The sequence below is a fragment of the Amycolatopsis eburnea genome (assembly GCF_003937945.1).
GTDB lineage: Bacteria > Actinomycetota > Actinomycetes > Mycobacteriales > Pseudonocardiaceae > Amycolatopsis > Amycolatopsis eburnea.
This window is the reverse complement of the sequence record NZ_RSEC01000059.1, coordinates 191307-214382: the sequence shown is the minus strand read 5'-3', so window position 1 is coordinate 214382 and position 23076 is coordinate 191307. Positions and strand designations below refer to the sequence as shown.

The following is a 23076-nucleotide window of genomic DNA, read 5'->3' as shown; positions in this document are numbered from 1 at the left end:
CGGTCCCGGTGAGCGGGACCGGCCGGGTGATCAGATCCAGCCGTACCAGGCGTACGCCTTCAGGCTCTTCTTGGGAAGCGCTTTCTTGACCAGCCGGACGAGCTTCACCGGATTCCTCCCTAGTTCGGTTCCAGGACCGTGATCGACACTAGGCAGCACTGGATCGGTTCCGCACCAAGCACTACACGTTCGGCCCAGATCTTTCGGCGGGAAAGGGGCGCGAAGAAAAATGTCTGTTAAATCAGCCGAGCACTTCGCGCATGAATGTCACCAGCCAGTGCTGGGCCGGGCTGCGGGCGTGGGTGTGCCGCGTGTACACCGACACCTGCGCCGGCTCGACGTCCATCGGGAGGTCGAACAGGCGGACCCGGTGCTCGGCCGCGAACACCTCCGCCACCAGGCGCGGGACCATCGCCACCAGCTCGCCGTCCTGGACCAGGTACGGCAAGGCGGCGAAGCGGGTCACCTCCAGCACCACCCGGTCGAGCAGGCCGTGGGCCTCCAGCGCGCGGCGCGGGCCGTCGTGGCCGGTCGGGCCGAACACCGTCACGTGGCGCTCGGCCGCCAGCGCGGCGAAGTCGACCCGGGAACCGAGCCGCGGGTGGTCGAACGCGACCATCCCCAGGTAGCCCTCGGAGAACAGCGGGACGCGCGCCACGCGCTGGGAGCTGATCAGCGGGGACGCGATGAACGCGTCGATCTCGCCGCGGCCGAGCTGGTCGGCGGCGCGGTCGACGTCGAGGGGGCGGACGGTCAGCGTCACACCGGGCGCGCGCGAGGGCAGCGCGGCGATCAGGCGCGGCAGCAGGGAGATCTCCCCCAGGTCGGACAGGCACAGCGTGAAGGCCGCCCGTGCGGTCGACGGGTCGAACGACCAGGCGCCGCTGACCGCCGTCTCGATCCCGGACAGCGCGCTGTGCAGGGGCTCGTAGAGCGCACGGGCGGTCGTCGTGGGCACCAGGCCGCTGCCGGTGCGGCGGAACAGCTCGTCGGAGAACCGGCGCCGCAGCTTCTGCAGGCTGTAGCTGATCGTCGGCTGCGTGACGTGCAGGGACTCCGCCGTGGCGGTCACGCTGCGGGTCTCGTAGAGCAGCACGAACGTCCGGACCAGGTTGAGGTCGAAGTCCCGCATCATCGATCCCATCTATGAACGACCACGGCAACATTTATTGGAGCACAGCCCGGTGGGCTCCCTAGGGTCTGGTCCAACCCGCCCGAGAGGACCCGCGCATGCCCACCGCCCGCCGGCTCGCCCACGAGTTCCTGGACCGCCGTGGCCTGACCACGATCTTCGGCAACCCCGGCTCCAACGAGCTGCCGTTCCTGGCCGAGCTGCCGTCGCACTTCCGGTACGTGCTCGGCCTGCACGAAGGCGCCGTCGTCGGGATGGCCGACGGCTACGCCCAGGCGACCGGCCGCCCGGTGCTGGTCAACCTGCACGCCGCCGCCGGGTCGGGCAACGCGATGGGCGCGCTGACCAACGCCGTCTACTCGCGCTCGCCCCTGGTGCTGACCGCCGGCCAGCAGGTCCGGTCGGCCATCGGGCTCGAGGCGATGCTCGCCAACGTCGAGGCCACGCAGCTGATGCGGCCGCTGGTCGGCTGGGCAGGCGAGCCGAGCTGCGCGGAGGACGTCCCGCGCTCGCTCGCGCAGGCGGTGTTCGAGGCCGAGCTGCACCGGCGCCCGACCTACCTGTCGGTCCCCTACGACGACTGGGCCGCCGAACTGCCCGCGAACGCCGCCGCGACGCTGCACCGGAACGTCCAAAGAGGACTGACACCCGACGCGGCCCAGCTCGACGAGCTCGCCGCGGCGGTGGCCGGGGCCGAGAACCCCGCACTGGTGCTGGGCGGCGACATCGACGCCACCGGCCTGTTCGACCGCGCCGTCGCCCTGGCCGAGCACCTCGGCCTGCCGACCTGGGTGGCGCCGTCGCCGCACCGGCTGCCCTTCCCCAACCGGCACCCGCTGTTCCGCGGCGTGCTGCCCGCCGGCATCGCGCCGATCTCGGCCGCGTTCACCGGGCACGACCTCGTACTGGTGCTCGGCGCGCCGGTGTTCCGCTACCACCAGCACGTGCCCGGCGCGTACCTGCCGGAGGGCACGCGGCTGATCCAGGTGACCGACGACTTCGGCGCCGCGGCCCGCGCCCCGATGGGCGAAGCGCTCGTGGCCGACCCGGCGCCGGTCATCGAGGCCCTGCTCGCGAAGGTGCCCGCGCGGACCTCGGGCGGCGGGTTCGCCGTGGACCCGGAGCCCAAGACCGGCGCGAAAGCCCTGCACCCGGAACAGGTTTTCGCCGCGCTGCGCGAGACCCAGACCGACGACACCCGGTACGTCGTCGAATCGACGTCGACGAACTCGGCGTGGTGGCGGCAAATGGATCTGCGCCGCGAAGGTTCGTACTTCTTCCCGGCCGCCGGCGGGCTCGGGTTCGGCCTGCCCGCCGCGGTCGGCGTCGCCATGGGCAGCCCGGACCGGCCGGTCGTCGGCGTCATCGGCGACGGCTCGGCCAACTACGGCATCACGGCGTTGTGGAGCGCGGCGCACTACCGCGTCCCGGTCACGTTCGTGATCCTGCGCAACGGCGTCTACGGCGCCCTGCGGTGGTTCGGCGAGCTGCTCGGGACGCCGGACGTGCCGGGCACGGAAATCCCCGGACTGGACTTCACCGCGATCGCCGCCGGCTACGGCGTGCCCGCCACCACCGTCACCGATCTCGGCGACCTGCACGACCAGCTCAAGTCGACCCCGGACGGCCCGCGGCTGATCCAGGTCGACACCGAACCGACCACACCGGAGTGATCATGACCTTGCTGGACAACGAGTTCACGCGCGGCAGCGGCGGGACCCACCCGGTCGTCGAACCGGCCACCGGGGAAACCCTGGGCGGCGTGGGCATCGCGACGCCGGACGACGTCGCCGAAGCGGCGGCTGCGGCCGCGAAGGCCCAGCGCGACTGGGCACGGCGCAAGCCCGCCGAGCGCGCCGCGGTGCTGCGCCGGGCCGGTGAGCTGTGGGAGGCGCACGCCGCCGAGGTGCAGGACTGGATCGTCCGCGAGGCCGGTTCGACGCGCCCGAAAGCCGGGATCGAGACGGAGATGGCGGCCGGGATCTGCTTCGAGGCCGCGGCCCTGCCCACGCACCCGCTCGGCGAAGTGCTGAGCACCGGTGAGCCCCGCTGGTCGCTGGCGCGGCGACAGCCGTGCGGTGTGGTCTCGGTGATCTCGCCGTTCAACTTCCCGCTGATCCTGGCGATCCGCTCGGTCGCGCCCGCGCTGGCGCTCGGCAACGCCGTGCTGCTCAAGCCCGATCTGCGGACCGCGGTGTCCGGCGGCGTGACGATCCTGCGGATCTTCGAGGAAGCCGGGCTCCCGGACGGGCTGCTGCACCTGCTGCCCGGCGACGCCGCCGTCGGGGCCGCGGTGGTCGACGCGCCCGAGGTGTCGGTCGTGTCGTTCACCGGGTCCACCGCCGCCGGGCGCAAGGTCGGCGAGGCCGCCGCGCGCTCGCTCAAGCGCGTGCACCTGGAACTCGGCGGGAACAACGCGCTCGTCGTGCTGCCGGGCGCCGACGTCGCCAAGGCCGCGTCCGCCGGCGCGTTCGGCTCGTTCCTGCACCAGGGCCAGATCTGCATGACCACCGGGCGGCACCTGGTCCACGAGTCCCAAGTGGACGAATACGTCGAGGCCCTCGCGGAGAAGGCGCGGCGGCTGCCGGTCGGGAACCCGGCCACCGGGGACGTCGCGCTCGGCCCGATCATCGACGACCGGCAGCTCGCGCACGTCACCGACGTCGTCGACCGGAGTGTCGCGGCGGGTGCCCGCGTGCTGGCCGGCGGCAAGCCGGACGCGCCGTTCTACCCGCCGACCGTCCTTTTCGGACTCTCCGACGACACCCCGGCGTGGCGCGAAGAGATCTTCGGCCCGGTCGCGCCGGTGCGCGCCTACCGCGACCTCGACGAGGCCGCGCGGCTGGTCAACGCTTCCGAGTACGGCCTGTCGGTCGGCATCCTGGGCGACGTCGGCACCGCGATGACGCTGGCCGACGAGGTCCGCTCGGGCAAGGTGCACATCAACGAGCAGACCGTCGGCGACGAGCCCACCGCCCCCTTCGGCGGCGTCGGCGACTCCGGCAACGGCTCCCGCTTCGGCGGGGCGAAGGCCAACATCGAAGCCTTCACCGAAACGCAGTGGCTGACCGTCCGCGCGGACATCGCGGGTTACCCCTTCTAGAAGGAGAACGGCAATGACGACGTCTCCCGTCCGTCCCGTGTGGACGGCGGTCCTCTGCTGGCTGACCGTCCTGCTCGAGGGCTACGACCTGGTCGCGCTCGGCGCCACCATCCCGACGCTGCTCAAGAGCGGCTACCTCGGCTTCACCGCGGCCGGCGCGACGCTGGTCGCGACGGTCTCGCTGATCGGCGTCGCCGTCGGCGCGGCCTTCCTCGGCCCGCTCACCGACCGGTTCGGCCGCCGCGGCATGCTCATCGGCTCGGTCCTGCTGTTCTCCCTGTTCACGCTGCTGACGCCGGTGGCGCCGAACGTCGCGACGTTCGGCGTGTTCCGGTTCGTCGCCGGGCTCGGCCTCGGCGCGTGCATGCCGGTGGCGCTGACGGTGATGTCGGAGAACCTGCCCGCCCGGCGGCGCGCCAGCGCGAGCACGTTCACGATGACCGGCTACCACGTCGGCGCGGTGCTGACGTCGGTCCTCGCGCTGTATGCCAAGGAAGACTGGCACCTGCTGTTCTACGGCGGCGGGATCGTCGGCCTGCTGGCCGTGCCGCTGATGTGGTGGAAGCTGCCGGAGTCCGCGGCCTACCTGGCGGCGAAGGAGGAGCCGGAGACCGAGCGCGTCAGCCTGCGCGACCTGCTCGGCAGCCGGTTCCGGCGGGTCAGCATCGCGGTGTGGACCGGGTCGTTCATGGGACTGCTGCTGGTCTACGGGCTCAACACGTGGCTGCCGCAGCTGATGCGGACCGCCGGGTACCCGATCTCGACGTCGATCACGCTGCTGCTCGTGCTGAACATCGGCGCGGTGCTCGGGCTGGTGCTGGCGGGCACGATCGCCGACCGCTTCGGCATCCGGCCGATCGCCCGGATCTGGTTCGGTGCCGGCGCGGTGCTGCTGGCGGCGCTGAGCCTGCGCATCGGGAACGCGTTCCTGCTGAACACGGTCGTGCTGCTGACCGGCGTGTTCGTGTTCTCCGCGCAGGTGCTGATCTACGGGTACGTCGCCCAGGTGTTCCCGGCCAGGCTGCGCGGCACGGCGCTGGGGCTGACCTCGGCGGTCGGGCGGCTCGGCTCGATCCTGGGCCCGTTCGTGACCGGCGCGCTGGTCACCGCGGGCGTCGCCTACCCGTGGGGCTTCTACTTCTTCGCCGTCGTGGCCGCGCTCGGCCTGGGCGCGGTGCTGGCGCTGCGCGGGGAGTCACCCGCGCCGGAACGGTTGGCACCGGTGTCCGCGGGGTAGCCGCCGGGCATGTCGGAACCCCACCACGAAGTCGGCGAAGAGGATTCGAGCGGTAACCGGCCCGAGCCCGAGCCCGAGCCCCGCCGCGGTGAACCGGACGGGCCGCTGGAAGACGAGGACGCGAAGGCCCGGCCGGGCCACCCCGGGTCGGCGGAGAACTTCCGCGGCGGTGACTAGGCCGTCTCTTCGGGACGGCGCCGCATGGTGGGTTCCGGGTGCTCGGTCCGCCGGTCGGAGTCGCGCAGCACCTCGCGGGCCTGGCCTTCGGGATCCTCGCTGTCCACGGCCTGCTCCTCGGGCAGCAGCTCGGCGCGGGTTTCCGTGCGGTCGGGTGTGTCGTCCATGCGTCGCTGGTACCCGCTCGGGCGCGGTCTCAGACGCCGCCCAGCCAGCCGATGGCCAGCGAGACGATCAGCGCGGCGACCATCAGCACGAGGATGCCGGTGAGGACGAGCCAGAGCACCGGGGTGGTCTTCGAGGGCATCGGCTGGGGGTGGGACAGGCCGGACGTCTGGGCCGAGTCGGGCGGCGTGCTGCCCGGGGCGACCCCGCCGCCGGGTTCGAGGTCGGGGGTGCGGCGGGGGTCCGGGTCCGGGGGTGTGGCGGTCATGGGGCGTCCTTCCGTCGCTCCGTCGGCGGGTGCCCGGAGGGCGGTCGGACAAACCCGGCACGGTGCGACGGCTTCGCCGGTGCCTGGCACAAGCATTCGGCCGTCAGTCGCGGGCCCGGCGGAGGTCGGCGGCGTCGCGGCGCAGCCGGGCCGTGTGCTGCGCGATCTCCCCCACCCGCTCCGCCAGCCCGGCGTGCTCGCCGGTCAGGTGGGGCTGGGCCGCGGCCAGGGGCGGGAGCAGCGTCGCCGGGTCGTCGTCGCCGAGGGCGGCGCCGATGCGGTCCGCGCTTTCCTGGGCCGCCGGGCCCAGGCCGTTCAGGGCGCTGACCTGGCCCGCCAGGCGGCGCAGGTCGGCCGAGTTGCGGCGGGCCCAGTCGGCGACCGCCCGGTCGCCCGCGCGGCGGTCGCGTTCCGCGCCGACCCGCCCTTCGCCGGTTCGCTCGCCGGTGTCCGACGGCTGCAGGCGCAGGTAGCGCCGTTCCGCGGCCTGGCGGCTCGCGACCCCCAGTGCCGGAGCCAGCGCCACCCAGCTCGCGCCCGCTCCCCTGGCCGCTGTGATCAGCTCCGGCTCCCAGCCGGTCAGTTCCTCGCGCAGCAGGCGCAGATCCGCCAGCGCGGCCAGCAGCCGGCTCTGGTCCGCGGTGCCGGAGCGGGCGGCCGCGACCACGTCGTGGATCCGGCGTACCGCCTCGGCGGGATCGGTCGCGTCCATACTCGTCATCCTTTCGACGACCCTCTTCTTGTCGTCACTACGACGACATGCTAGAACAGAGTCCAGCAAGGTTCGACCCCTTCACGGAGGGTAACGTTGCGTCCCCGAACGACGACGGGCGAGCCGGTCCGGGTGACCGCTCTGCTCGAAGAGCTGCTGGAACGGATCGCCGCCGACGTGCCGGGCGCGCTCGGCGCGGCGGTGTCGGTGCACCGCGACGGCGACCTCCCGCGGGTGGCCGCCACCCACGGGCTGTCGGCCGTCTTCGTGCCCGCGCAGCTGAACGGGTTCGGCGGCCCGGTCGCCACCGCCGGGCGCACCGGCCGACCGGTCGTGACCGCCGACGTCTACACCGACGAACGCTGGCCGTCGCTCACGCTGAGCGGGCTCATCGAGCACCACCCCGGCTCGGCCGCGGACTGGCCGCGCGTGCGCGGGGTCGCGGCACTACCCGTGGCCTGGGAGGGCGAGGGCACTCTGGTGCTGTCCACGGCGCTCGACCGCCCGGCCACCGAGCAGACGCTCGACGTCCTGCGCCGCCACGAACGGCTCGCCGCGGTGGCGTTCGTCGTCACCGAAGCCGCCCACCCGGACCGGGTGAACCAGATGCTGGACCTCCTGCAGTCGCGGGCCGCGCTGGAGGAGGCCAAGGGGATCGTCATCGCCCTGCGGCGCTGCGACCCCGAGGAAGCCTGGACCACGCTGCGGCGGGCGAGCCAGGAGTCCAACGTCAAGGTGCGCGAACTCGCCGTCGCGCTGGTGGAGCTGCTCGCCGGTGCGCCGGCGACGCAGCCGGACGGCGAGCGCACGATCCGCCCGGGAGCGGCCGCGCGTGCCGCCGCCGAGCGGCTGCTGCGCGTCCTCGAACGCGGTTAAGCGGCTTCGACGCGGAAGACCGCGATGCGGTCCGCGGCCGCGGCAACCCCGTCCGGTGTGGACTCTTCGGCGAGCCCGGTCGTCACGAACCGCTTGCCCACGCTCGGCGGGCTCGTTTCGACCAGCTTCCGCAGGACCGGCCGCCGCTCCTCGACGGGCAGCTCGGCGAGCCGCGCGGTCGACGTCCGGCGGCCCCGGGTGAGCGTGACCGCCGCCGCGGCCCGGACGTTCGCCACCCAGGCCGCCTTCGGGTAGGCCTGGAAGATGTAGCGGTGCCCGTCGATGGGGAGCACCGCGACGGGGAACGTGCGCGGGACGCCGGTGCGCCGCCCGGGCACGGTGAGCAGCTGCATCGGCCCGAAGGCGACGCCGAGCCGCTGGAGCCCGACCACGATCTTGTTGCCGGCGTTGACCATCCGGCGGTAGCTCTGCGCTGTTGTCATGCCTCGACCGTACACCAAGTCATACGAGTTTCATATGATCTGGTTTTCATTCTCGCTCGGGACCCGGCTCCACCTCGGGCGGCACGGGCTCCGGCACCGGCACGCCGGGCTCCGGATCGGGCAGCACCGGCTCGGGCTGATCGGGGTCGGGCCGGACCGGCTCGGGCGTCACCGGGGGCGCGGTCGCCGAGATCGGCATCGGATGTCTCCCTCCACCAGGCACCGCCCGCGGCTCGGACGGCGATCACCTGCCAACTACCCCGAACCGTTGACCCTGACACCGTGTCAGGTCCACCGAGGTGGCCGCCGGCCTTCGACGTGGCGTGGTCCTCGACGACCCGGCCTGCCCCGGTGACCGCCGACGTCGGCAAGGCCCGGCCTCGCCTCGGCGGGGGCGCGGCGGGAGCCGCACCTGGACTGCCCGGCGGGCTGGGCGACGGAACCGCAGGAGCCGGTCGGCTAGGCCGGGTGGTGGGCGTGGTCGCCCGCCGGGATCTCGCGGTCCACGTGTTCCGCGTGGTGCAACGCCTGCGCCAAGAGGCCGCGGACGTGGTTGTCCGCTGCCGAGTAGTAGACGAACGTGCCCTCGCGGCGGCCCTTCACCAGGCCCGCCAGCCTCAGCTTCGCCAGGTGCTGGCTCACCGCCGTCGGGGCCGCGCCCGCCAGTTCGGCCAGGCAGGCCACCGAGGACTCGCCCTGCAGCAGTGCCCACAGCACCTTGATGCGGGTCGGGTCGGCGAGCAGGCGGAACGACTCCGCGGCCAGGTGGACCTGCTCTTCGGTGGGCATGTCGAACTCCGGCAGCGACGCGTGCATGGCGGTAACCCTACTACTTGCGTATCTGCGTGCCTGCGCAGATAGACTGCCACCATGACCGGACATGGCCACGGCCACCGCCATTCGCGGTGGCGCCCGCACAGCCACGACAGCACCGACCGCCTCGACCACGCCCTCGAGACGAGCCGGCGCGGGGTGCGGACGCTCGTGTGGTCCTTCGCCGCGCTGTTCGTCACCGCCGTCGCGCAGCTCGGGCTCGTGCTGGTCACCGGGTCGGTCGCGCTGCTGGGCGACACCATCCACAACTTCGCCGACGCGCTGACCGCCGTGCCGCTCGGGATCGCGTTCCTGCTCGGCCGCCGGGCCGCGACCCGGCGCTACACCTACGGCCTCGGGCGGTCCGAGGACCTCGCCGGGGTGGTCGTCGTGCTGGTCGTCGCGGCTTCGGCGGCCATCGCCGGGTACGAATCCGTGGTGCGGCTGCTGCACCCCGAGCCGGTCGGGCACCCGTGGGTGGTCGCCGCGGCCGGGGTGATCGGGTTCGCGGGCAACGAGCTCGTCGCGCGCTACCGGATCAACGTCGGCCGCGAGATCGGCTCGGCCGCGCTGGTCGCCGACGGGCTGCACGCGCGCACGGACGGCTTCACCTCGCTCGCGGTCGTCGCGGGCGCGGCCGGGGTCGCGCTCGGGTTCCCGATCGCGGACCCGATCGTCGGGCTCGGCATCACCGTCGCGATCCTGTTCGTCCTGCGCGACGCGGCGAAGGAGGTCTTCCGGCGCCTCCTGGACGCCGTCGACCCCGCCTCCGTCGAGCTGGCCGAACGCGCCGCCCGCGACGTCGAGGGCGTGCTCGGCACCCGGGACCTGCGGATGCGGTGGATCGGGCACCAGCTGCGGGCCGAGCTGGCGGTGACGGTCGCGGCGGACCTGACCGTCGAAGCCGCCCACGCGCTGGCGCACGACGTCGAACACCGGCTGGTGCACACGATCCCGCGGCTGACCGCGGTGGTGGTCCACACCGAACCGAGCACGGGCGCGGACCGGGCGCACGAGGCCGTCCACCACTAACCGACGGGCTGCTCCACCGGGTCCGGCTTCGGGCTCAGCACCCCGGCGGACAGCGCCGCCAGCACGCACAGGACCACCGGCAGCGCGAACGTGACGTTCAGCGGCAGCCAGTGCGTCAGGCCGCCGATCACCGCCGGGCCGGCCAGCAGGCCGACGTAGCCGAGGCCGACCACCCGGGCCATCAGCGCGCCGGACGCGCGGGTGTCCAGGTTGCCCGCCGCCGTGAACAGCTGCGGGACGCCGCCCGAGAGGCCGAGGCCGAACAGCGCCCAGCCGACCAGGGAGACCGGGACCCACGGCGCCGCCGCGGCGATCGTCAGGCCGACCGCGGCGAGCGCGGCGCCGTAGCGGACGATCGCCGCCGGGCCCGCCCAGGCCGCGACGCGGTCGGTGAGGAAGCGGCCGGTCGTCATGGCCACGGCGAAGGCGCCGTACGCGAACGCCGCCGTCGAGGCCGACGTGCCGAGCACCTTTTCCATGTGCAGCGCGGCCCAGTCGTTCGCGACGCCTTCGGACAGCATCAGCGCGAGCGCCAGCAGGCCGAGCAGCCAGACCACGCGACCCGGGGTGCGGCGGCGGGCCGGCGCGGCGTCCGGCTCCTCCGCGACGGCGGCTGGCGCCTCGGACGGTTCCATCAGGAACCGCGCGGACACCAGGGAAAGCACGACGCACAGCACGCCGGTGGCGGTGAGCGTGACGCCGGTGGGCACGCCCGCGCCGAGCGTCGCGGCGCCGATGACCGCGGCGATCGCGCCGCCGATGGACCACATCGCGTGGAAGGCCGCCATGATCGGGCGCGGGTAGGCCCGCTCGACGACGACCGCGTGCGCGTTCATCCCGACGTCGATGGCGCCGTTGCCGAAGCCGAACAGCGCGAGGGCGATGCCCAGCGTCCACCAGGAATCCGCGAACCCGGGCGCGCACAGCGCCAGGCCGAGGAACACCCCCGCGGCGGGCACGAGCCGCCGGTGGCCGAGCTTGTCGACGAGCGGGCCGGACACCTGCATGCCGGCGAAGGCGGCGCCGCCGAGCACGAGCAGCAGCGCGCCCAGCGTGCTGTGCGAAATGCCGGTCGCGCGCTCGACGTTCGGGATGTGCACCACCCACATGCCCATCCCGAACCCGTTGAGGCCGAAGAACATGAAGGTCGCGAACCGGGCGGCGCGCGGGCGGGGCGGGGCGGTCGTCATCGGCTCTCCGTGGTCGTGGGGACGGCGACGTGCACCAGCACGCCGCGTTCGGTCAGCGCCGCGCGCTGGTCTTCGGGGGCGCCCGGGTCGGTGACCACGACGTCCGGGCGCTCGGCGGGGCAGACGTGGGCGAGCGCGGCGCGGCCCCACTTGGCGCTGTCGGCGAGCACGATCGACCGCGCCGACACCGCCAGCGCCTGCCGCTTGACCTCCGCGTCGTCGAGGTCGAACGCCGTCAGGCCTTCCTCGACGCCGAACGCGCACGGGCTCAGCACCGCCACGTCGAACCGCAGCGCGCGCAGCGACGCCAGCGTCAGCGGGCCGACCAGGGCCTGCTCCCCCGGCCGCGGTTCGCCGCCGGGCAGCAGCAGGCGGACTTCGGGCGCGTCGGCCAGCTCGCGGACCGCGTGCAGGGACAACGGCAGCACCGTCACCGGCCGGTCGCGCAGCAGGCGCGCGAGTTCCAGCGCCGTCGTGCCGCTGTCGAGGACGATCGTCTCGCCGTCGCGGATCAGCTCGGCCGCCGCGGCCGCGATGGCCCGCTTCGCCTCGACGGCCGCCGTGGCCCGGGCCGCGAACGGGGGTTCGACGCCGGATGGGAACGCCGGAACCGCACCGCCGTGCACCCGCCGCAGCACGCCGCGCGAAGCCAGGTTGTCCAGGTCGCGGCGGACTGTCATCTCCGACGCGCCGGTGGCCGCGGCCAGCTCGGCGACGCCCACTTGGTCGGCGTCGCGAAGCCGCTCCACGATCACCCGGTGCCGTTCCGCGCTCTTCACCCCGTGATGCTCGCAAGCCCTGCCCGTTCGCACAACTGATTTGTTCGGACACTCACGTCGTTTGTGCGAAAGACCGCTGCGGCATGATGGTGCCGTGCACGCCGCCGAGACCACCGCGACCCCGTGACCGGGGGCTACCTGAAGGGCCGCATCCGCCGCGAGGACATCATCACGGCGGCCGCCGCGGCGTACGGCGAACTCGGCTACCACGGCTCGTCGCTGCGCGAGATCGCCAAGCGCGTCGGCATTTCGCACGCCGGCCTCCTCTACCACTTCCCCACCAAGGAAGCGCTGCTCGCCGCGGTGCTCGAACGCCGGGACGCCGACGACTCCGAGCGCGAGCAGCTGGGAGTCGAGGCCGGGCTGGAGGTCCTGCGCCACTTCGTCGCCCTCGCCGAGCACAACGTCCGCCACCCCGGGATCGTCGACCTCTACTCGCGGCTGGCCGCCGAGGCGGTCGCGCCGGACCACCCCGCGCACGACTACTTCCAGCGCCACTACCGCGCCGCCCGCGAAGGCGTGCACGAGTCGTTCGAGGTGCTGGCGGCGCGCGGCCAGCTGCGGGCGGGTGTCGACCCCGGGCTGGCCGCGCTGACGTTCATCGCGCTGATGGACGGCCTCCAGGTGCAGTGGCTGACCGTGCCCGGCGAGGTGGACCTGGTCGGCTCGCTGCGCTTCTACCTGCAGAACCTGCTCACCGTCCCGTTCTAGCGTCCAGCATCGAGCGCCCCAAGGTGGCCTTGGTTGCGTCTTGCGCACCGAAGGCCGCCTTGGGTGCGTTGATTCAGCATTGCGGCGCGAAGCGCCTCCATTGAGGGTGGCGGTAGGGGCATGGGCGGAGCACCGAAGGCCGCCTTGGGGCGCTTGGTCGCGGCATCCGCTGCAACGGCGCGACGCTAGAGGGTCTTCGCGTACGGGTCCCAGCCCGGCGGCAGCGGCGGCGGGACCTCGACGGTGCTCTCGACCTCCACGCTCTGCCCGCGGGTCATCGACTCGTCGATGGCCAGCATCGTGTCGAGCACGTGGTAGGCCAGCTCGCCGGACGCGCGTTCGGGCACCCCGGCCCGGATCGCCCGCGCCAGCTCCAGCGCGCCGGTGCCGCGGGACGCCGGGTGCCCGGCCGCCGCCAGCTCTTCCGGCTCCTCGTGCCCGAGCAGGTGCAGCCGGGTCGGCTCGTCGAACCGGTTGGGGTCGGGCAGGACGGCCGTGCCGAGCGTGCCGGTCAGCTCGACCAGCCCGGCCCGCTTGAGCGCCGAGTCGAAGCTCAGCACCAGCTGGGCGGACCCGCGCTCGAACTCCACGAGCGCGGTGACCGTGGTCGGCACCAGCACCGGGAACTCCGTCCCCGCCCGCGGCCCGGACCCGACGACGCGGGTGTCGCGCGCCCGGCCGCCGGCCCCGGTGACGCGCCGGACCGGGCCGAGCAGGTGCACCAGCGCCGTCAGGTAGTACGGGCCCATGTCGAGCAGCGGCCCGCCGCCCGGCTGGTAGTAGAACTCCGGCGCCGGGTGCCACACTTCCGGGCCGGGTACCTGGAACAGCGCCAGCGCGGTCAGGGGACGGCCGATCCGGCCGCCGTCGACGGCCCGGCGCGCGGTCTGCAGCGCGGCGCCGAGGACCGTGTCGGGCGCGCTGGCGACGCGCAGGTTCTTCTCCCGTGCCCGATCGAGGAGCTTGCGCCCGGTCTGGCGGTCGAGGGCGAGGGGCTTCTCCGCCCAGACGTGCTTGCCCGCTTCGAGGGCGGCGAGCCCGACCTCGACGTGCGCGACCGGGACGGTCAGGTTGACCACCAGCTCGACGTCCGGGTCGGCGAGCAGCTCGGCCACCGTGCCCGACCGCGGCACGCCGTACTCGGCCGCGCGCGCCGCCGCGCGCCCGGTGTCGAGGTCAGCGATCCGCAGCACGCGGACGTCCGGGAAGCTCGTGAGGTTCTCGAGGTAGGTACCGCTGATGACGCCGGCGCCGACGAACCCGACGCCGACCGGGCCGCCGGTCACCGGCCCGCGCCGGTCAGGAAGGCGTGGCTGGCGGCGACGGCGGCGAACAGGTCGCCGTCGTAGGCGTCGAATTCGATCACGCGCAGCGCGTCCGGCGCGGCGGCCAGCACGTCGGCGATCGGCACCCGGCCCTGGCCGGCTGGGACCTGGCCGGTGGCATCGGTGGCGAGGCCGCCGTCCTTGACGTGGATCGCGCGGACCCGGTCGCCGAGCCGCCGCAGCAGGGCGGGCGCGTCCTCCCCGCCTGCGGTGGCCCAGTAGGTGTCGACCTCCAGCGCGACGGCCGGGTCGAGCTGGTCGGCGAGGACCTCGAACGCGCTGCGGCCGCCGATCCGGGACTCGAGCTCCCACCAGTGGTTGTGGTAGCCCACGCGCACGCCGTGCTCGGCGGCGAGCTTGGCCGCGGCGTTGAGCGCGTCCGCCGTCGCCGCGATGTCGGCCGGGTCCTGCCACTGCTCGGGCTTCACCAGCGGGTCGATGACCAGGCCGATGCCCAGCTCGGCGGCCGCGGCGAAGACCGCGGCCTGGTCGGCGCCCAGCAGGCGCGCGTGCGCGGTCGGCGCGGTCAGGCCGTTGGCGGGCAGCCCGGCTCGCAGGGCTTCGGCGTTTTCGACTACTCCGTACGGCTCCACCTGCGTGAAGCCGATCGCGGCGAGCCGCCGCAGGGTGTCGGCGGGATCGGCCGCGAAGGCGTCGCGGACCGAGTACAGCTGCACGGAAAGGTCGCTCATCCCCAGCTCCTCCAGGTCACGGTGGACTCTGCAGAATTTCTACCACCTGGTCAGAATTGGCACCAGGAAATCCGCGCGCGGTCCACCGGACGGCGGCACACGTGCCCGACGTCACCACCGCCGGTGTTTTGACCGGCCTCCGTTGGGGCAGTAACGCCGGTGAGCGGGCGGACCGAACGGACGCGGGAGGTACCGGAAGTGGACAGGGCAGGGGACGAAGTGGACACGGGGGCGATCGGCCACCCGTGGTCCCGTCGCGACCTGACGGAACTGTCCGAGGCCGCGCGCGACCTCGACCGCCGGATCGAGCAGCACCTCGAACGGCTGCGCCGCGAACGCGCCGAGCGCACCCGCGACGACATCCCGGACCAGCGGCTGCGCCCGAGCGGCTGACCTCGCCTTCACCCCCCGGACGCGACCTACTACGCTGGGTGGCGCACCGCCGCCCGCCGAAGTCCTGCGAGGTCGCCATGTCCGAGACCCTGTCCCCGAGCCAGAAGCCGGTGGGAGTCGATCCCGACCGGCCGAGCATCGCGCGGATCTACGACGGGTTCCTCGGCGGCAACAACTACTACGAGGTCGACCGCGTGGTGATGGAGAAGATCCGCACCGCGGTCCCGGAAGCGGTCGACATCGCCCGCGGCAACCGCGGTTTCCACAACCGCGCGCTGCGGATGCTGGCCGCGCAGACCGGCATCCGGCAGTACCTCGACTGCGGCTCCGGCCTGCCGACGGCGGAGAACACCCACCAGATCGTCCAGCGCATCGACAAGGACCACACGGTCGTCTACGTCGACAACGACCCGGTGGTCCTCGCGCACGGCCGCGCGCTGCTCGTCGAGAACGACTTCACGCACATGGTCGACGCGGACATCTTCAAGCCGGAGGCGGTGCTCGGGAACGACGACGTGCGGCGGCACATCGACTTCTCCGAGCCGGTCGCCCTGCTGCACGTCGGCACGATGCACCACTTCGAGGGCGACGGCGCCGTCGACGTCATGCGCGAGTACATCGACGCGCTCGCCCCGGGCTCGTACGTGGTCCTTTCGCACTTCTTCGACCCCGAGGTGCCGGAGCTGACCGAGATCGCCAAGCGCATCGAGCAGATCCTGGTCCAGGGCCCGCTCGGCGCCGGCCGGTTCCGCACCCGCGCCGAGATCGAAGCGATGCTGCCGGGCCTCGAGCTGGTCCAGCCCAACGCCACATCCGAGCCGGGCCTGGCCGTGTGCGACGAATGGTGGCCGGACGGGCCCCGCCTCACCCCGCTGTCCGACTCGGCGAAGTGCGTGGCGGGGATCGTCGGCGTCAAGCGCTAGCGGAGCCGCCAGAGGTGGTCGGCGGTCCGGTGCCGCCGAACTGCACCATGCGCGCACTGTCCGCAGTGGACATCTCCCCGAGTTCTCACCCGGTCGGTGCAACGTTGCAAAACCGCCGTTCGCCGCTGGCCAAGCGCCCCGATGAGGTTTCTCGGTAGCGGCTGGGTGAGCGCGGTCGAGCCGGTGGTCTGGTCGGCTGCGGCTGCGCTCGCGTCTTGAATGAGTCATTCAGGACCTCCGAAGACCTGAATGAGTCATTCAAGACATCACCACCCACCGCGATGCCGCCGATGGGAGCGACCGGTCCCGAGGCAACGCGGGCCCGACCGGACCTCAACGAGGCAATCAGCGCGGCTACTGAGAAACCCCAATGTGGCCTTGGGGCGCTGGGTTCAGGCGATGGTGCGGACGCGGCGGATCGCGAAATAGACCAGCGCCGCCGTCAGTACCGCGAAGATGCCGGCTTCGATGCCCTGGAACGTCCAGAACCGGTCCCCCGGCTGGAATTCCAGCCAGTTGGTGGTGCCCGGGTCGGTCGCGCACTGCCCGGGCGGGCACGGGCCGATCTGGGCTTTCGGAAGGACCACCTGCCCGGCCCCGTCGCGGACGCTCTGGGTCAGGACCCAGTCGCCTGAGGCAGGATTCGGGGTCTGCGTGCCGTCCGGCGAGAACGTCCGCACCTGCGCGGGCAGGTAGTGGGGCCGGGCGAGGACCTCGACCGCGATCCGGACGACGGCGTACCCGGCCAGCGCGAGCGCCATCGCCGGCACCACGCGCCGCCAGTACGTGCCCGCGAAGATCCCCAGCGCGAGCGCGAAGAGCGTGTACGCGACCGGCACGATCCCCTGGACGTCGAACGCGAGGAACGCGAGCCGGCCGGTGCTCGCGGTGACCAGCGGCTCGAACCACCACGACACGCCCAGTGCGTACCCGGCCGCCAGCACTGCCGTGAGGGCGCCGGTCAGGCCGAACGTCGTGAGCGCCCACCGCAGCCGGCTCACGCCCTGGGTCCAGACCAGGCGGTGGGTGCCCTGCTCGACCTCGCGGGCCACCAGCGGCGCGCCGAAGAGGACACCGATCAGCGCCGGGAGGACCACGAACAGGACGGCGGCGAACTGGAGGTTCCCGAACTCCCGTTGGAACTGGTGGCCGAGGCTGTCGCACCGTGCCACCGCTTCGGTCTGCGTGACCATCGACGCGGTGCCCAGCGCCGCGCGGCACGCCCCGAGGCCGTAGCCGTCGAACTTTTCGCGCATCGCCAGCCCGGTGGGCACGACGACCGCGGCGAGCAGGCCGAGCACCGCGAGCGCGAACAGCGCGGGCTTGCGGTGCCGTCGCCAGGTCAGCCAGAGCACGCGGGCACCTCCGCCGCGCCGAGGTGCCCGAGCACCAGGTCTTCCAGGCCGACTTCGTGTTCTGTCCACAGTGGATCGATCGGCCCCGCGCGGCGCACCAGCAGCGTCGCCTGCCGCGCGGAGTGGTGGGCGCGGATGACCTGCGCGACGCCGTCGATGTCGTCGCTGCCCGCCCGCGGGCCGACGACCGTGCGGTGCGCGTCGAGCAGTTCGTCGACCGGCCCGGCCAGCCGGACGCGGGCGTCCTGGAGCACGATCAGGTGATCGCAGGTGCGTTCGAGGTCGGTCAGCAGGTGCGACGACAGCAGCACGGTGGTGCCGTCGTCGGCCACCGCGCCCATGAGCGTCCGCAGGAACTCGCGGCGGGCCAGCGGGTCCAGGCTCGCGATGGGCTCGTCGAGCAGGAGCAGCCGCGGCCGCTTGGCCAGCGCGAGCGCCAGCGCGACCTGCGCGCGCTGCCCGCCGGAGAGCTTGCCGGCCGGCCGGTCCAGCGGCACCCGGCCGAGCCGCGCCCGCGCCGCCGCGGCGTCCCAGCGGTGGTTCAGCTTGCCACCCATGGTGATCAGCTCGGCGGCGGTGAAGTCGCGGTAGAGCGGGGTGTCCTGGGCGACGAACCCGATTTCGGGGAGCGCGGCCGCGGGCGGGTGGCCGAACACGCGCACCTCGCCGGAGTCCGGCCGCAGGAGTCCGGCTGCGAGGTGGAGGAGGGTGGTCTTGCCCGCGCCGTTCGGGCCGACGAGCGCGACGATCCGTCCGGCGGGGACGGTCAGGTCGCAGTCGCGCAGAGCCCAGGTGCGACGGTACCGCTTGCCCAGTCCGCGGGTTTCGACCGCCAGCTCCATCTTCAGCCCCCTAGCCTGCGTGGTGGTGCCGGGTCGCGGTGGATGTCATGAAAGGGGCGTTCATGTCGTCTGGCGAGGTGAACGACCCTTTCATGACGTCGCGGAGGTGGATCTGCCGCGCTGACCGTCCAGTCCATCCCGATTCCCACTACGCGCGCGGCGCCGCAGTCCCGCGCATCGTCGTCTCGATCAGCGCCGCGATGTCGTCCGGCGTCATCCCCCCCGCTTCCGCTCGCTCCAGCCACGTGACCAGCTCGTCCCGCAGTTGCGCCTGCGCCCCCAGCGACGGGCCCGCCAGGTCGCCCGTGACGAACGTGCCCACCCCCGGCCGTCCGTCGGCCAGGCCTTCCAGGACCAGCTCGCGATAGGCCTTGAGCACCGTGTTCGGGTTGATCGCCAGCTCCTGGGCCACGTCGCGCACCTTCGGCAGCTGGTCGCCGGGGCGCAGCAGGCCGACCCGCAGTGCCTGCTTCACCTGCACGACGAGCTGCATGTACGTGGCGACCCGCGAACGGCCGTCCAGGACGAACTCGATCACCCGGGCCTCCTACTGTCCTACGGCAGTAAGACAACACCGGGGAACACGGCGCTGTCAAGGCGGCCGTCGCGGGCATAGGGTCTCGATCGAGAGGCACACCGGCACCGGGAGGCAGGCATGTCGTTGTTGGACGGGCTCGGCAAGGCGATCACCTCGGGGGCGGTCGAGATCGTCGACCTCACCGCTCCCTTGAGCTCGAGCACGCCGATCCTGCAGCTACCGGAGCCCTTCGCCAACACCATCCCGTTCCGGCTCGAAGAGATCAGCCGCTACGACGAGCGCGGGCCGCGCTGGTACTGGAACGACATCCACACCGGCGAGCACACCGGCACGCACCTCGACGTCCCGGTGCACTGGGTGTCCGGAAAGGACGGTCACGACGTCTCGCAGGTGCCGCTGAAGACGCTCGTCGCGCCCGCGGTCGTCCTCGACTTCTCGGCGCGGGCGGCGGAGGACCCGGACTTCCTGCTCTCGATCGACGACGTCCGCGCGTGGACGGCCGAGCACGGGCCGCTGCCCGACGGCGGCTGGCTGCTCTACCGCACCGGCTGGGACGCGCGCAGCGCCGACCAGGAAGAGTTCCTCAACGCCGACGAGACCGGGTCGCACTCCCCCGGTGTCTCACCCGAGTGCGCGCGGTGGCTCGCCGAGGAAACGCCGATCACCGGGCTCGGGGTCGAAACCGTCGGGACCGACGCGGGACAGGCGCCCGCGCTCGAGCCGATGTTCCCCTGCCACGAACTCCTGCTGGGCGCCGGGAAGCACGGCCTGACGCAGCTGCGGAACCTCGCCTCGCTGCCGCCGACCGGGACGCTGCTGGTGGTCTCGCCGCTGCCGATCGTCGGCGGCTCCGGCAGTCCGGCGCGCGTGCTGGCGCTGGTGGAGCGGTGAACGTCGCCGAACTCGTCGGCCGCACCCTCGCGGACCTCGGCGCCGGCACCGCGTTCGGCGTGGTGGGCAGCGGCAACTTCGAGGTGACCAACGCGCTGCGCACGGGCGGCGTCCGGTTCGTCGCCGCCCGCCACGAGGGCGGCGCGGCGAGCATGGCCGACGCCTACGCGCGGATGAGCGGGCAGGTGTCGGTGCTGTCGCTGCACCAGGGCTGCGGGCTGACCAACGCCGTCACCGGGATCACCGAGGCCGCCAAGAGCCGGACGCCGATGATCGTGCTGACCGCCGACTCCGCCGGGGCGTCGGTGCTGTCGAACTTCCGCGTCGACCAGGACGGCCTGGCCGCGGCGGTCGGCGCGGTGCCGGAGCGCGTGCACTCGGCCGCGAGCGCGGTCGCCGACACCGTGCGGGCGTTCCGGACCGCGCGGCAGCAGCGCCGGACCGTCGTGCTGAACCTCCCGCTCGACGTCCAGGCCGAGCCCGCGCCTTCGCCGTCGCCGCTGCCGGAGATCCCGGGCCCCGCGGCGGTGCGGCCGGACGCCGCTTCGGTGGCCGCGCTCGCGGACCTCCTCGCGGCCGCCGAACGGCCGGTGTTCATCGCCGGCCGCGGCGCGCGCGACAGCCGGGAACCGTTGCGGGAACTGGCTTCGCGGTGCGGTGCGCTGCTGGCGACGTCCGCCGTCGCGCACGGGCTCTTCCACGGCGACGAGTTCGCGCTGGGCATCTCGGGCGGGTTCGCGTCGCCGGCCACCGCCGAGCTGATCCTGGGCGCCGACCTCGTCGTCGGCTGGGGCTGCGCGCTGAACATGTGGACGACCCGGCACGGCAAGCTGCTCAGCCCGCACGCGAAGCTCGTCCAGGTCGACGTCGAGCAGGCGGCCCTCGGCGCGCACCGGCCGGTCGACCTCGGCGTCGTCGGTGACGTCGCGGCCACCGCGGTGGAGGTGCTGGCCGTGGCGAAGGAGCGCCAGGGCTACCGCACCGGCGACGTCGCCGGCCGGATCGCGACCGGGCGCTGGAACGACGTCGAGCACGAGGACCTCTCGGGCGACGGGCGCATCGATCCGCGGACGTTGAGCAAGCTCCTCGACGAGCTGCTGCCGGCGGAGCGGATCGTCTCGATCGACTCGGGCAACTTCATGGGCTACCCGAGCGCCTACCTTTCGGTGCCCGACGAGCGGGGATTCTGCTTCACGCAAGCGTTCCAGAGCATCGGGCTGGGCCTGGGCACCGCGATCGGCGCGGCGCTCGCCCGCCCGGACCGCCTGCCGGTGCTCGGCACCGGCGACGGCGGGTTCCACATGGCACTGTCCGAACTGGACACCGCGGTCCGGCTGGGGCTGCCGCTGGTGGTCGTCGTCTACAACGACGCGGCCTACGGCGCGGAGATCCACCACTTCGGCGACGCCGACATGACGACGGTCCGCTTCCCCGACTCCGACCTCGCCGCGATCGGCCGCGGCTTCGGCTGCGCGGGCGTGACGGTCCGGTCGGCCGGCGACCTGTCCGCGGTGCGCGAGTGGCTGGCCGGACCGCGGACCGCACCCCTGGTGATCGACGCGAAGATCGCCGACGACGGCGGGTCGTGGTGGCTCGCGGAGGCGTTCCGGCACTGATCCGGCCTTGACAAGCGTCCCCGCCGGGCTGAATGCTGGCCTCGTTGTCTTATAGTCGTAAGACAGTGGGGGAACTAGTCATGGAGCCTCGATGCGACTCTTCCTGGCCGTCTTGGCGGCCGTCACCCTGTTCGCCGCACCGGCGGACGCGGGCCAGTCCCGGCCGCCCGCCGACGCCGCGGGCGCCTTCCTCGCCGCGTTCGACGACCACGCGATCGTCGCGAAGTCCAGCCCGGACGTCGGGACGTTCCTGGTCGACCTCGTCCGCGACCCGCGCTTCCCCGGCCGCGTCAACGACATCGCGGTGGAATGCGGCAACTCGCTGCTGCAGCCGATGCTCGACCGCTACATCGCAGGCGACGACGTCCCGGACATCAGCCGCGTGTGGCGCGACACGACGCAGCCGAGCTGCGGGTTCTCGACGTTCTACGAGCAGCTCTTCGCGCTGGTGCGGCAGGTCAACACGACGCTGCCCGCCGCGCGGAAGATCCGCGTGCTGGCGTGCGACCCGCCGGTCGACTGGAGCCGCGTCCAGGCGCCGGCCGACCTGGAGCCGTTCCTCGACCGCGACGCGACCATCGCCTCGGTGGTGGAAACCCAGGTGCTGCAGCGGAACCGGAAGGTCCTCATGCTGTTCGGCCTCGGGCACCTGACGCACGACGGCGGCAGCGGCGCGGTCGCCCGGCTGGAGCGCGCGCACCCCGGTGCGGCGTACGTCGTCGCGGACCACCGCGGGTTCACCGCGGACAACACCCGGCTCGAACAGCGGCTGGGGTCGTGGCCCGCGCTGGTGCCGCTGCGGACTTCCTGGCTGGGCGGGCTCGAGTCGACGTACTTCCCGCTGAACCGGGACTACCCGCCGGGCACCAAGGGCTACCCGGGTGTGGACGCCTACCTGTACGAAGGACCGGCGGACACGCTGCTGCGCGAGCCGTTGTCGGCCCGGGCGATCCTGGACACGGCCTACCTGGACGAACTCCGGCGGCGGGCGACGGCGATCCAGGCGCCGCCGGACGGGCTGGAGTGGCCGGAGTTCTTCTTCGACCGGGAACGCACGTCCGGAGTACTGCTGCGCGGCTAGTCTCGCGCGGGGGTCGTGAGTGTTCAGTCGGGTTCTAACCCGACTGAACACTCACGACCGGGTGCGAGACCCAGACGTTCGGCTCGACGTAGACCGCGAAGTCCTGGGCCACCGAGACGAACACCGGGGCGAGCGCGCCCGGGACCGGCACGACGCCGTCGCGGTCGAAGGGCAGGCCGGTCCAGCGCCGCCAGTCCTCGAGCGGCGCCTGGACCGTCGCCGAACAGGGGGCGACGCCTTCGACGCGGCCGCCCGCGCGGACGTGGGTGCGCAGCCAGCGGTCGGCAGGCAGCCCGTCCGCGCGGGTCTCGGCGGCGTACTCGCGCATCGGCTGCGACGGCACCGCCGCTTTGTCCGGCGGCCGGACCGGGATCACCAGCGACCCCAGTCCGGCCGCCGCGGCGGCTTCCCGCATCGCGACGAGCACCGTGCGGGAGTGGCCACGGCCCTGGTGCTCCGGGTGGACGGCGATCTCCAGCGCGCCCGCGGTGTCCGGCACGACGTCGTCGAGCGCGTCCTCCGCGGCCCACACCGCCACCTCGTCCCAGCCGCGGGCGGGCAGCGAACCGCGGCCGCGGAAGGGCACCATGATCCCGCGTGCGATCGGCTGATCGCCGTCGAGCAGCGCGACGACGAGGTGCGGCCAGCGGCGGGCCACCCGGCGGCCGCGCACCAGCAGGCTCGCGAGGCTGCCCGCCATGAACGCCGGCGAGCCCGGCGGGTACGGGATGGCGTAGACGGCTTCGGCGAGGTCCGGCCGCCGCGCCAGCGTCACGAGCACG

General features: G+C 73.2%; 28 protein-coding genes. 12 read left to right on the top strand and 16 right to left on the bottom strand.

Annotated elements, in window-relative coordinates:
* Positions 1-30: 30 nt before the first annotated feature.
* Positions 31-108, bottom strand: coding sequence for a tryptorubin family RiPP precursor (locus tag EIY87_RS49340; RefSeq protein ID WP_225440239.1), 78 nt, complete (start codon positions 106-108; stop codon positions 31-33).
* A gap of 133 nt (positions 109-241) precedes the next feature.
* The gene (locus EIY87_RS33065) at positions 242-1132 is read right to left on the bottom strand and encodes a LysR family transcriptional regulator (protein ID WP_125313839.1); all 891 of its coding nucleotides are present in this window, start codon (positions 1130-1132) and stop codon (positions 242-244) included.
* Positions 1133-1230: 98 nt separating this feature from the next.
* On the opposite strand from EIY87_RS33065, the gene mdlC reads away from it, so the two are divergent.
* The 4 genes from mdlC to EIY87_RS47830 are packed head-to-tail and all read left to right on the top strand — an operon-like array spanning position 1231 to position 5649.
* Positions 1231-2805: a benzoylformate decarboxylase gene (gene mdlC / locus EIY87_RS33060; RefSeq protein ID WP_125313838.1), complete on the top strand. Its 1575-nt coding sequence runs from the start codon at positions 1231-1233 to the stop codon at positions 2803-2805.
* Positions 2806-2807: 2 nt separating this feature from the next.
* Entirely contained in the window at positions 2808-4235 is a 1428-nt protein-coding gene (locus EIY87_RS33055; protein ID WP_125313837.1) for a benzaldehyde dehydrogenase, read from the top strand.
* Positions 4236-4248: 13 nt separating this feature from the next.
* Positions 4249-5472, top strand: coding sequence for an MFS transporter (locus tag EIY87_RS33050; RefSeq protein ID WP_125313836.1), 1224 nt, complete (start codon positions 4249-4251; stop codon positions 5470-5472).
* A 9-nt stretch (positions 5473-5481) separates the two neighbouring features.
* Entirely contained in the window at positions 5482-5649 is a 168-nt protein-coding gene (locus tag EIY87_RS47830; protein ID WP_158641399.1) for a hypothetical protein, read from the top strand.
* On the opposite strand, the gene EIY87_RS48130 is transcribed toward EIY87_RS47830, so the two are convergent.
* The 3 genes from EIY87_RS48130 to EIY87_RS33040 form a co-directional block, all read right to left on the bottom strand.
* Positions 5646-5816, bottom strand: coding sequence for a hypothetical protein (locus EIY87_RS48130; RefSeq protein WP_191984361.1), 171 nt, complete (start codon positions 5814-5816; stop codon positions 5646-5648). The two genes, EIY87_RS47830 and EIY87_RS48130, sit on opposite strands and share 4 nt — an antisense overlap.
* A gap of 29 nt (positions 5817-5845) precedes the next feature.
* The gene (locus EIY87_RS33045; protein ID WP_125313835.1) at positions 5846-6082 is read right to left on the bottom strand and encodes a DUF6480 family protein; all 237 of its coding nucleotides are present in this window, start codon (positions 6080-6082) and stop codon (positions 5846-5848) included.
* A gap of 103 nt (positions 6083-6185) precedes the next feature.
* A complete protein-coding gene (locus tag EIY87_RS33040; RefSeq protein WP_125313834.1) occupies positions 6186-6794 on the bottom strand; it encodes an HSP18 transcriptional regulator in 609 nt (202 codons plus the stop codon).
* A gap of 96 nt (positions 6795-6890) precedes the next feature.
* On the opposite strand from EIY87_RS33040, the gene EIY87_RS33035 reads away from it, so the two are divergent.
* A complete protein-coding gene (locus tag EIY87_RS33035) occupies positions 6891-7670 on the top strand; it encodes a GAF and ANTAR domain-containing protein (protein WP_191984360.1) in 780 nt (259 codons plus the stop codon).
* Here the strand turns inward: EIY87_RS33035 and EIY87_RS33030 are convergent.
* From EIY87_RS33030 to EIY87_RS33025, 3 genes are all read right to left on the bottom strand, one after another.
* Entirely contained in the window at positions 7667-8113 is a 447-nt protein-coding gene (locus EIY87_RS33030) for a nitroreductase family deazaflavin-dependent oxidoreductase (protein ID WP_225440178.1), read from the bottom strand. The genes EIY87_RS33035 and EIY87_RS33030 overlap by 4 nt on opposite strands.
* A 46-nt stretch (positions 8114-8159) precedes the next feature.
* Positions 8160-8312 (bottom strand): hypothetical protein, encoded by a 153-nt coding sequence (locus EIY87_RS47825; RefSeq protein WP_158641398.1) that lies wholly within the window; start codon positions 8310-8312, stop codon positions 8160-8162.
* Positions 8313-8572: 260 nt separating this feature from the next.
* Positions 8573-8929, bottom strand: coding sequence for an ArsR/SmtB family transcription factor (locus tag EIY87_RS33025; RefSeq protein WP_125313833.1), 357 nt, complete (start codon positions 8927-8929; stop codon positions 8573-8575).
* 54 nt (positions 8930-8983) lie between these two features.
* On the opposite strand from EIY87_RS33025, the gene EIY87_RS33020 reads away from it, so the two are divergent.
* On the top strand, positions 8984-9958 hold the full coding sequence (locus EIY87_RS33020) for a cation diffusion facilitator family transporter (RefSeq protein ID WP_125313832.1): 975 nt from the start codon (positions 8984-8986) through the stop codon (positions 9956-9958).
* Here EIY87_RS33020 and EIY87_RS33015 read toward each other — a convergent pair.
* Complete coding sequence (locus EIY87_RS33015; protein ID WP_125313831.1) at positions 9955-11148, bottom strand: MFS transporter; 1194 nt, start codon at positions 11146-11148, stop codon at positions 9955-9957. The genes EIY87_RS33020 and EIY87_RS33015 overlap by 4 nt on opposite strands.
* Positions 11145-11927 carry a DeoR/GlpR family DNA-binding transcription regulator gene (locus tag EIY87_RS33010; RefSeq protein ID WP_191984359.1) on the bottom strand — a complete coding sequence of 261 codons (783 nt, stop codon included), beginning with the start codon at positions 11925-11927 and terminating at the stop codon, positions 11145-11147. The genes EIY87_RS33015 and EIY87_RS33010 overlap by 4 nt, the downstream gene beginning before the upstream one ends.
* A gap of 123 nt (positions 11928-12050) precedes the next feature.
* On the opposite strand from EIY87_RS33010, the gene EIY87_RS33005 reads away from it, so the two are divergent.
* Positions 12051-12638: a TetR/AcrR family transcriptional regulator gene (locus EIY87_RS33005; RefSeq protein ID WP_125313830.1), complete on the top strand. Its 588-nt coding sequence runs from the start codon at positions 12051-12053 to the stop codon at positions 12636-12638.
* 185 nt (positions 12639-12823) lie between these two features.
* On the opposite strand, the gene EIY87_RS33000 is transcribed toward EIY87_RS33005, so the two are convergent.
* Positions 12824-13924, bottom strand: a complete 1101-nt coding sequence (locus EIY87_RS33000; RefSeq protein ID WP_125313829.1) for a Gfo/Idh/MocA family protein — start codon at positions 13922-13924, stop codon at positions 12824-12826.
* Positions 13921-14655 carry a sugar phosphate isomerase/epimerase family protein gene (locus tag EIY87_RS32995; RefSeq protein ID WP_125313828.1) on the bottom strand — a complete coding sequence of 245 codons (735 nt, stop codon included), beginning with the start codon at positions 14653-14655 and terminating at the stop codon, positions 13921-13923. Before EIY87_RS32995 ends, EIY87_RS33000 begins: the two co-directional genes overlap by 4 nt.
* Before the next feature lie 198 nt (positions 14656-14853).
* On the opposite strand from EIY87_RS32995, the gene EIY87_RS32990 reads away from it, so the two are divergent.
* Together EIY87_RS32990 and EIY87_RS32985 are read left to right on the top strand one after the other, a co-directional pair.
* The gene (locus EIY87_RS32990) at positions 14854-15048 is read left to right on the top strand and encodes a hypothetical protein (protein WP_125313827.1); all 195 of its coding nucleotides are present in this window, start codon (positions 14854-14856) and stop codon (positions 15046-15048) included.
* A 77-nt stretch (positions 15049-15125) separates the two neighbouring features.
* Complete coding sequence (locus EIY87_RS32985; RefSeq protein ID WP_125313826.1) at positions 15126-15971, top strand: SAM-dependent methyltransferase; 846 nt, start codon at positions 15126-15128, stop codon at positions 15969-15971.
* Between the two features lie 392 nt (positions 15972-16363).
* Here EIY87_RS32985 and EIY87_RS32980 read toward each other — a convergent pair whose 3' ends face one another.
* From EIY87_RS32980 to EIY87_RS32970, 3 genes are all read right to left on the bottom strand, one after another.
* Positions 16364-17326 (bottom strand): ABC transporter permease, encoded by a 963-nt coding sequence (locus EIY87_RS32980; RefSeq protein WP_125313825.1) that lies wholly within the window; start codon positions 17324-17326, stop codon positions 16364-16366.
* Positions 17314-18168, bottom strand: coding sequence for an ABC transporter ATP-binding protein (locus EIY87_RS32975; protein WP_125313824.1), 855 nt, complete (start codon positions 18166-18168; stop codon positions 17314-17316). The genes EIY87_RS32980 and EIY87_RS32975 overlap by 13 nt, the downstream gene beginning before the upstream one ends.
* A 148-nt stretch (positions 18169-18316) precedes the next feature.
* On the bottom strand, positions 18317-18706 hold the full coding sequence (locus EIY87_RS32970) for a GntR family transcriptional regulator (RefSeq protein WP_125313823.1): 390 nt from the start codon (positions 18704-18706) through the stop codon (positions 18317-18319).
* A gap of 117 nt (positions 18707-18823) precedes the next feature.
* Here EIY87_RS32970 and EIY87_RS32965 point away from each other — a divergent pair, with 117 nt between their 5' ends.
* The 3 genes from EIY87_RS32965 (at position 18824) to EIY87_RS32955 (ending at position 22294) form a co-directional block, all read left to right on the top strand.
* Positions 18824-19597, top strand: a complete 774-nt coding sequence (locus tag EIY87_RS32965; protein ID WP_125313822.1) for a cyclase family protein — start codon at positions 18824-18826, stop codon at positions 19595-19597.
* The gene (locus tag EIY87_RS32960; protein ID WP_125313821.1) at positions 19594-21213 is read left to right on the top strand and encodes a thiamine pyrophosphate-binding protein; all 1620 of its coding nucleotides are present in this window, start codon (positions 19594-19596) and stop codon (positions 21211-21213) included. Before EIY87_RS32965 ends, EIY87_RS32960 begins: the two co-directional genes overlap by 4 nt.
* A gap of 91 nt (positions 21214-21304) precedes the next feature.
* Positions 21305-22294 (top strand): hypothetical protein, encoded by a 990-nt coding sequence (locus tag EIY87_RS32955; protein ID WP_125313820.1) that lies wholly within the window; start codon positions 21305-21307, stop codon positions 22292-22294.
* Positions 22295-22328: 34 nt separating this feature from the next.
* On the opposite strand, the gene EIY87_RS32950 is transcribed toward EIY87_RS32955, so the two are convergent.
* Positions 22329-23075: a GNAT family protein gene (locus tag EIY87_RS32950; protein WP_125313819.1), complete on the bottom strand. Its 747-nt coding sequence runs from the start codon at positions 23073-23075 to the stop codon at positions 22329-22331.
* Between the last annotated feature and the right edge of the window lies 1 nt (position 23076).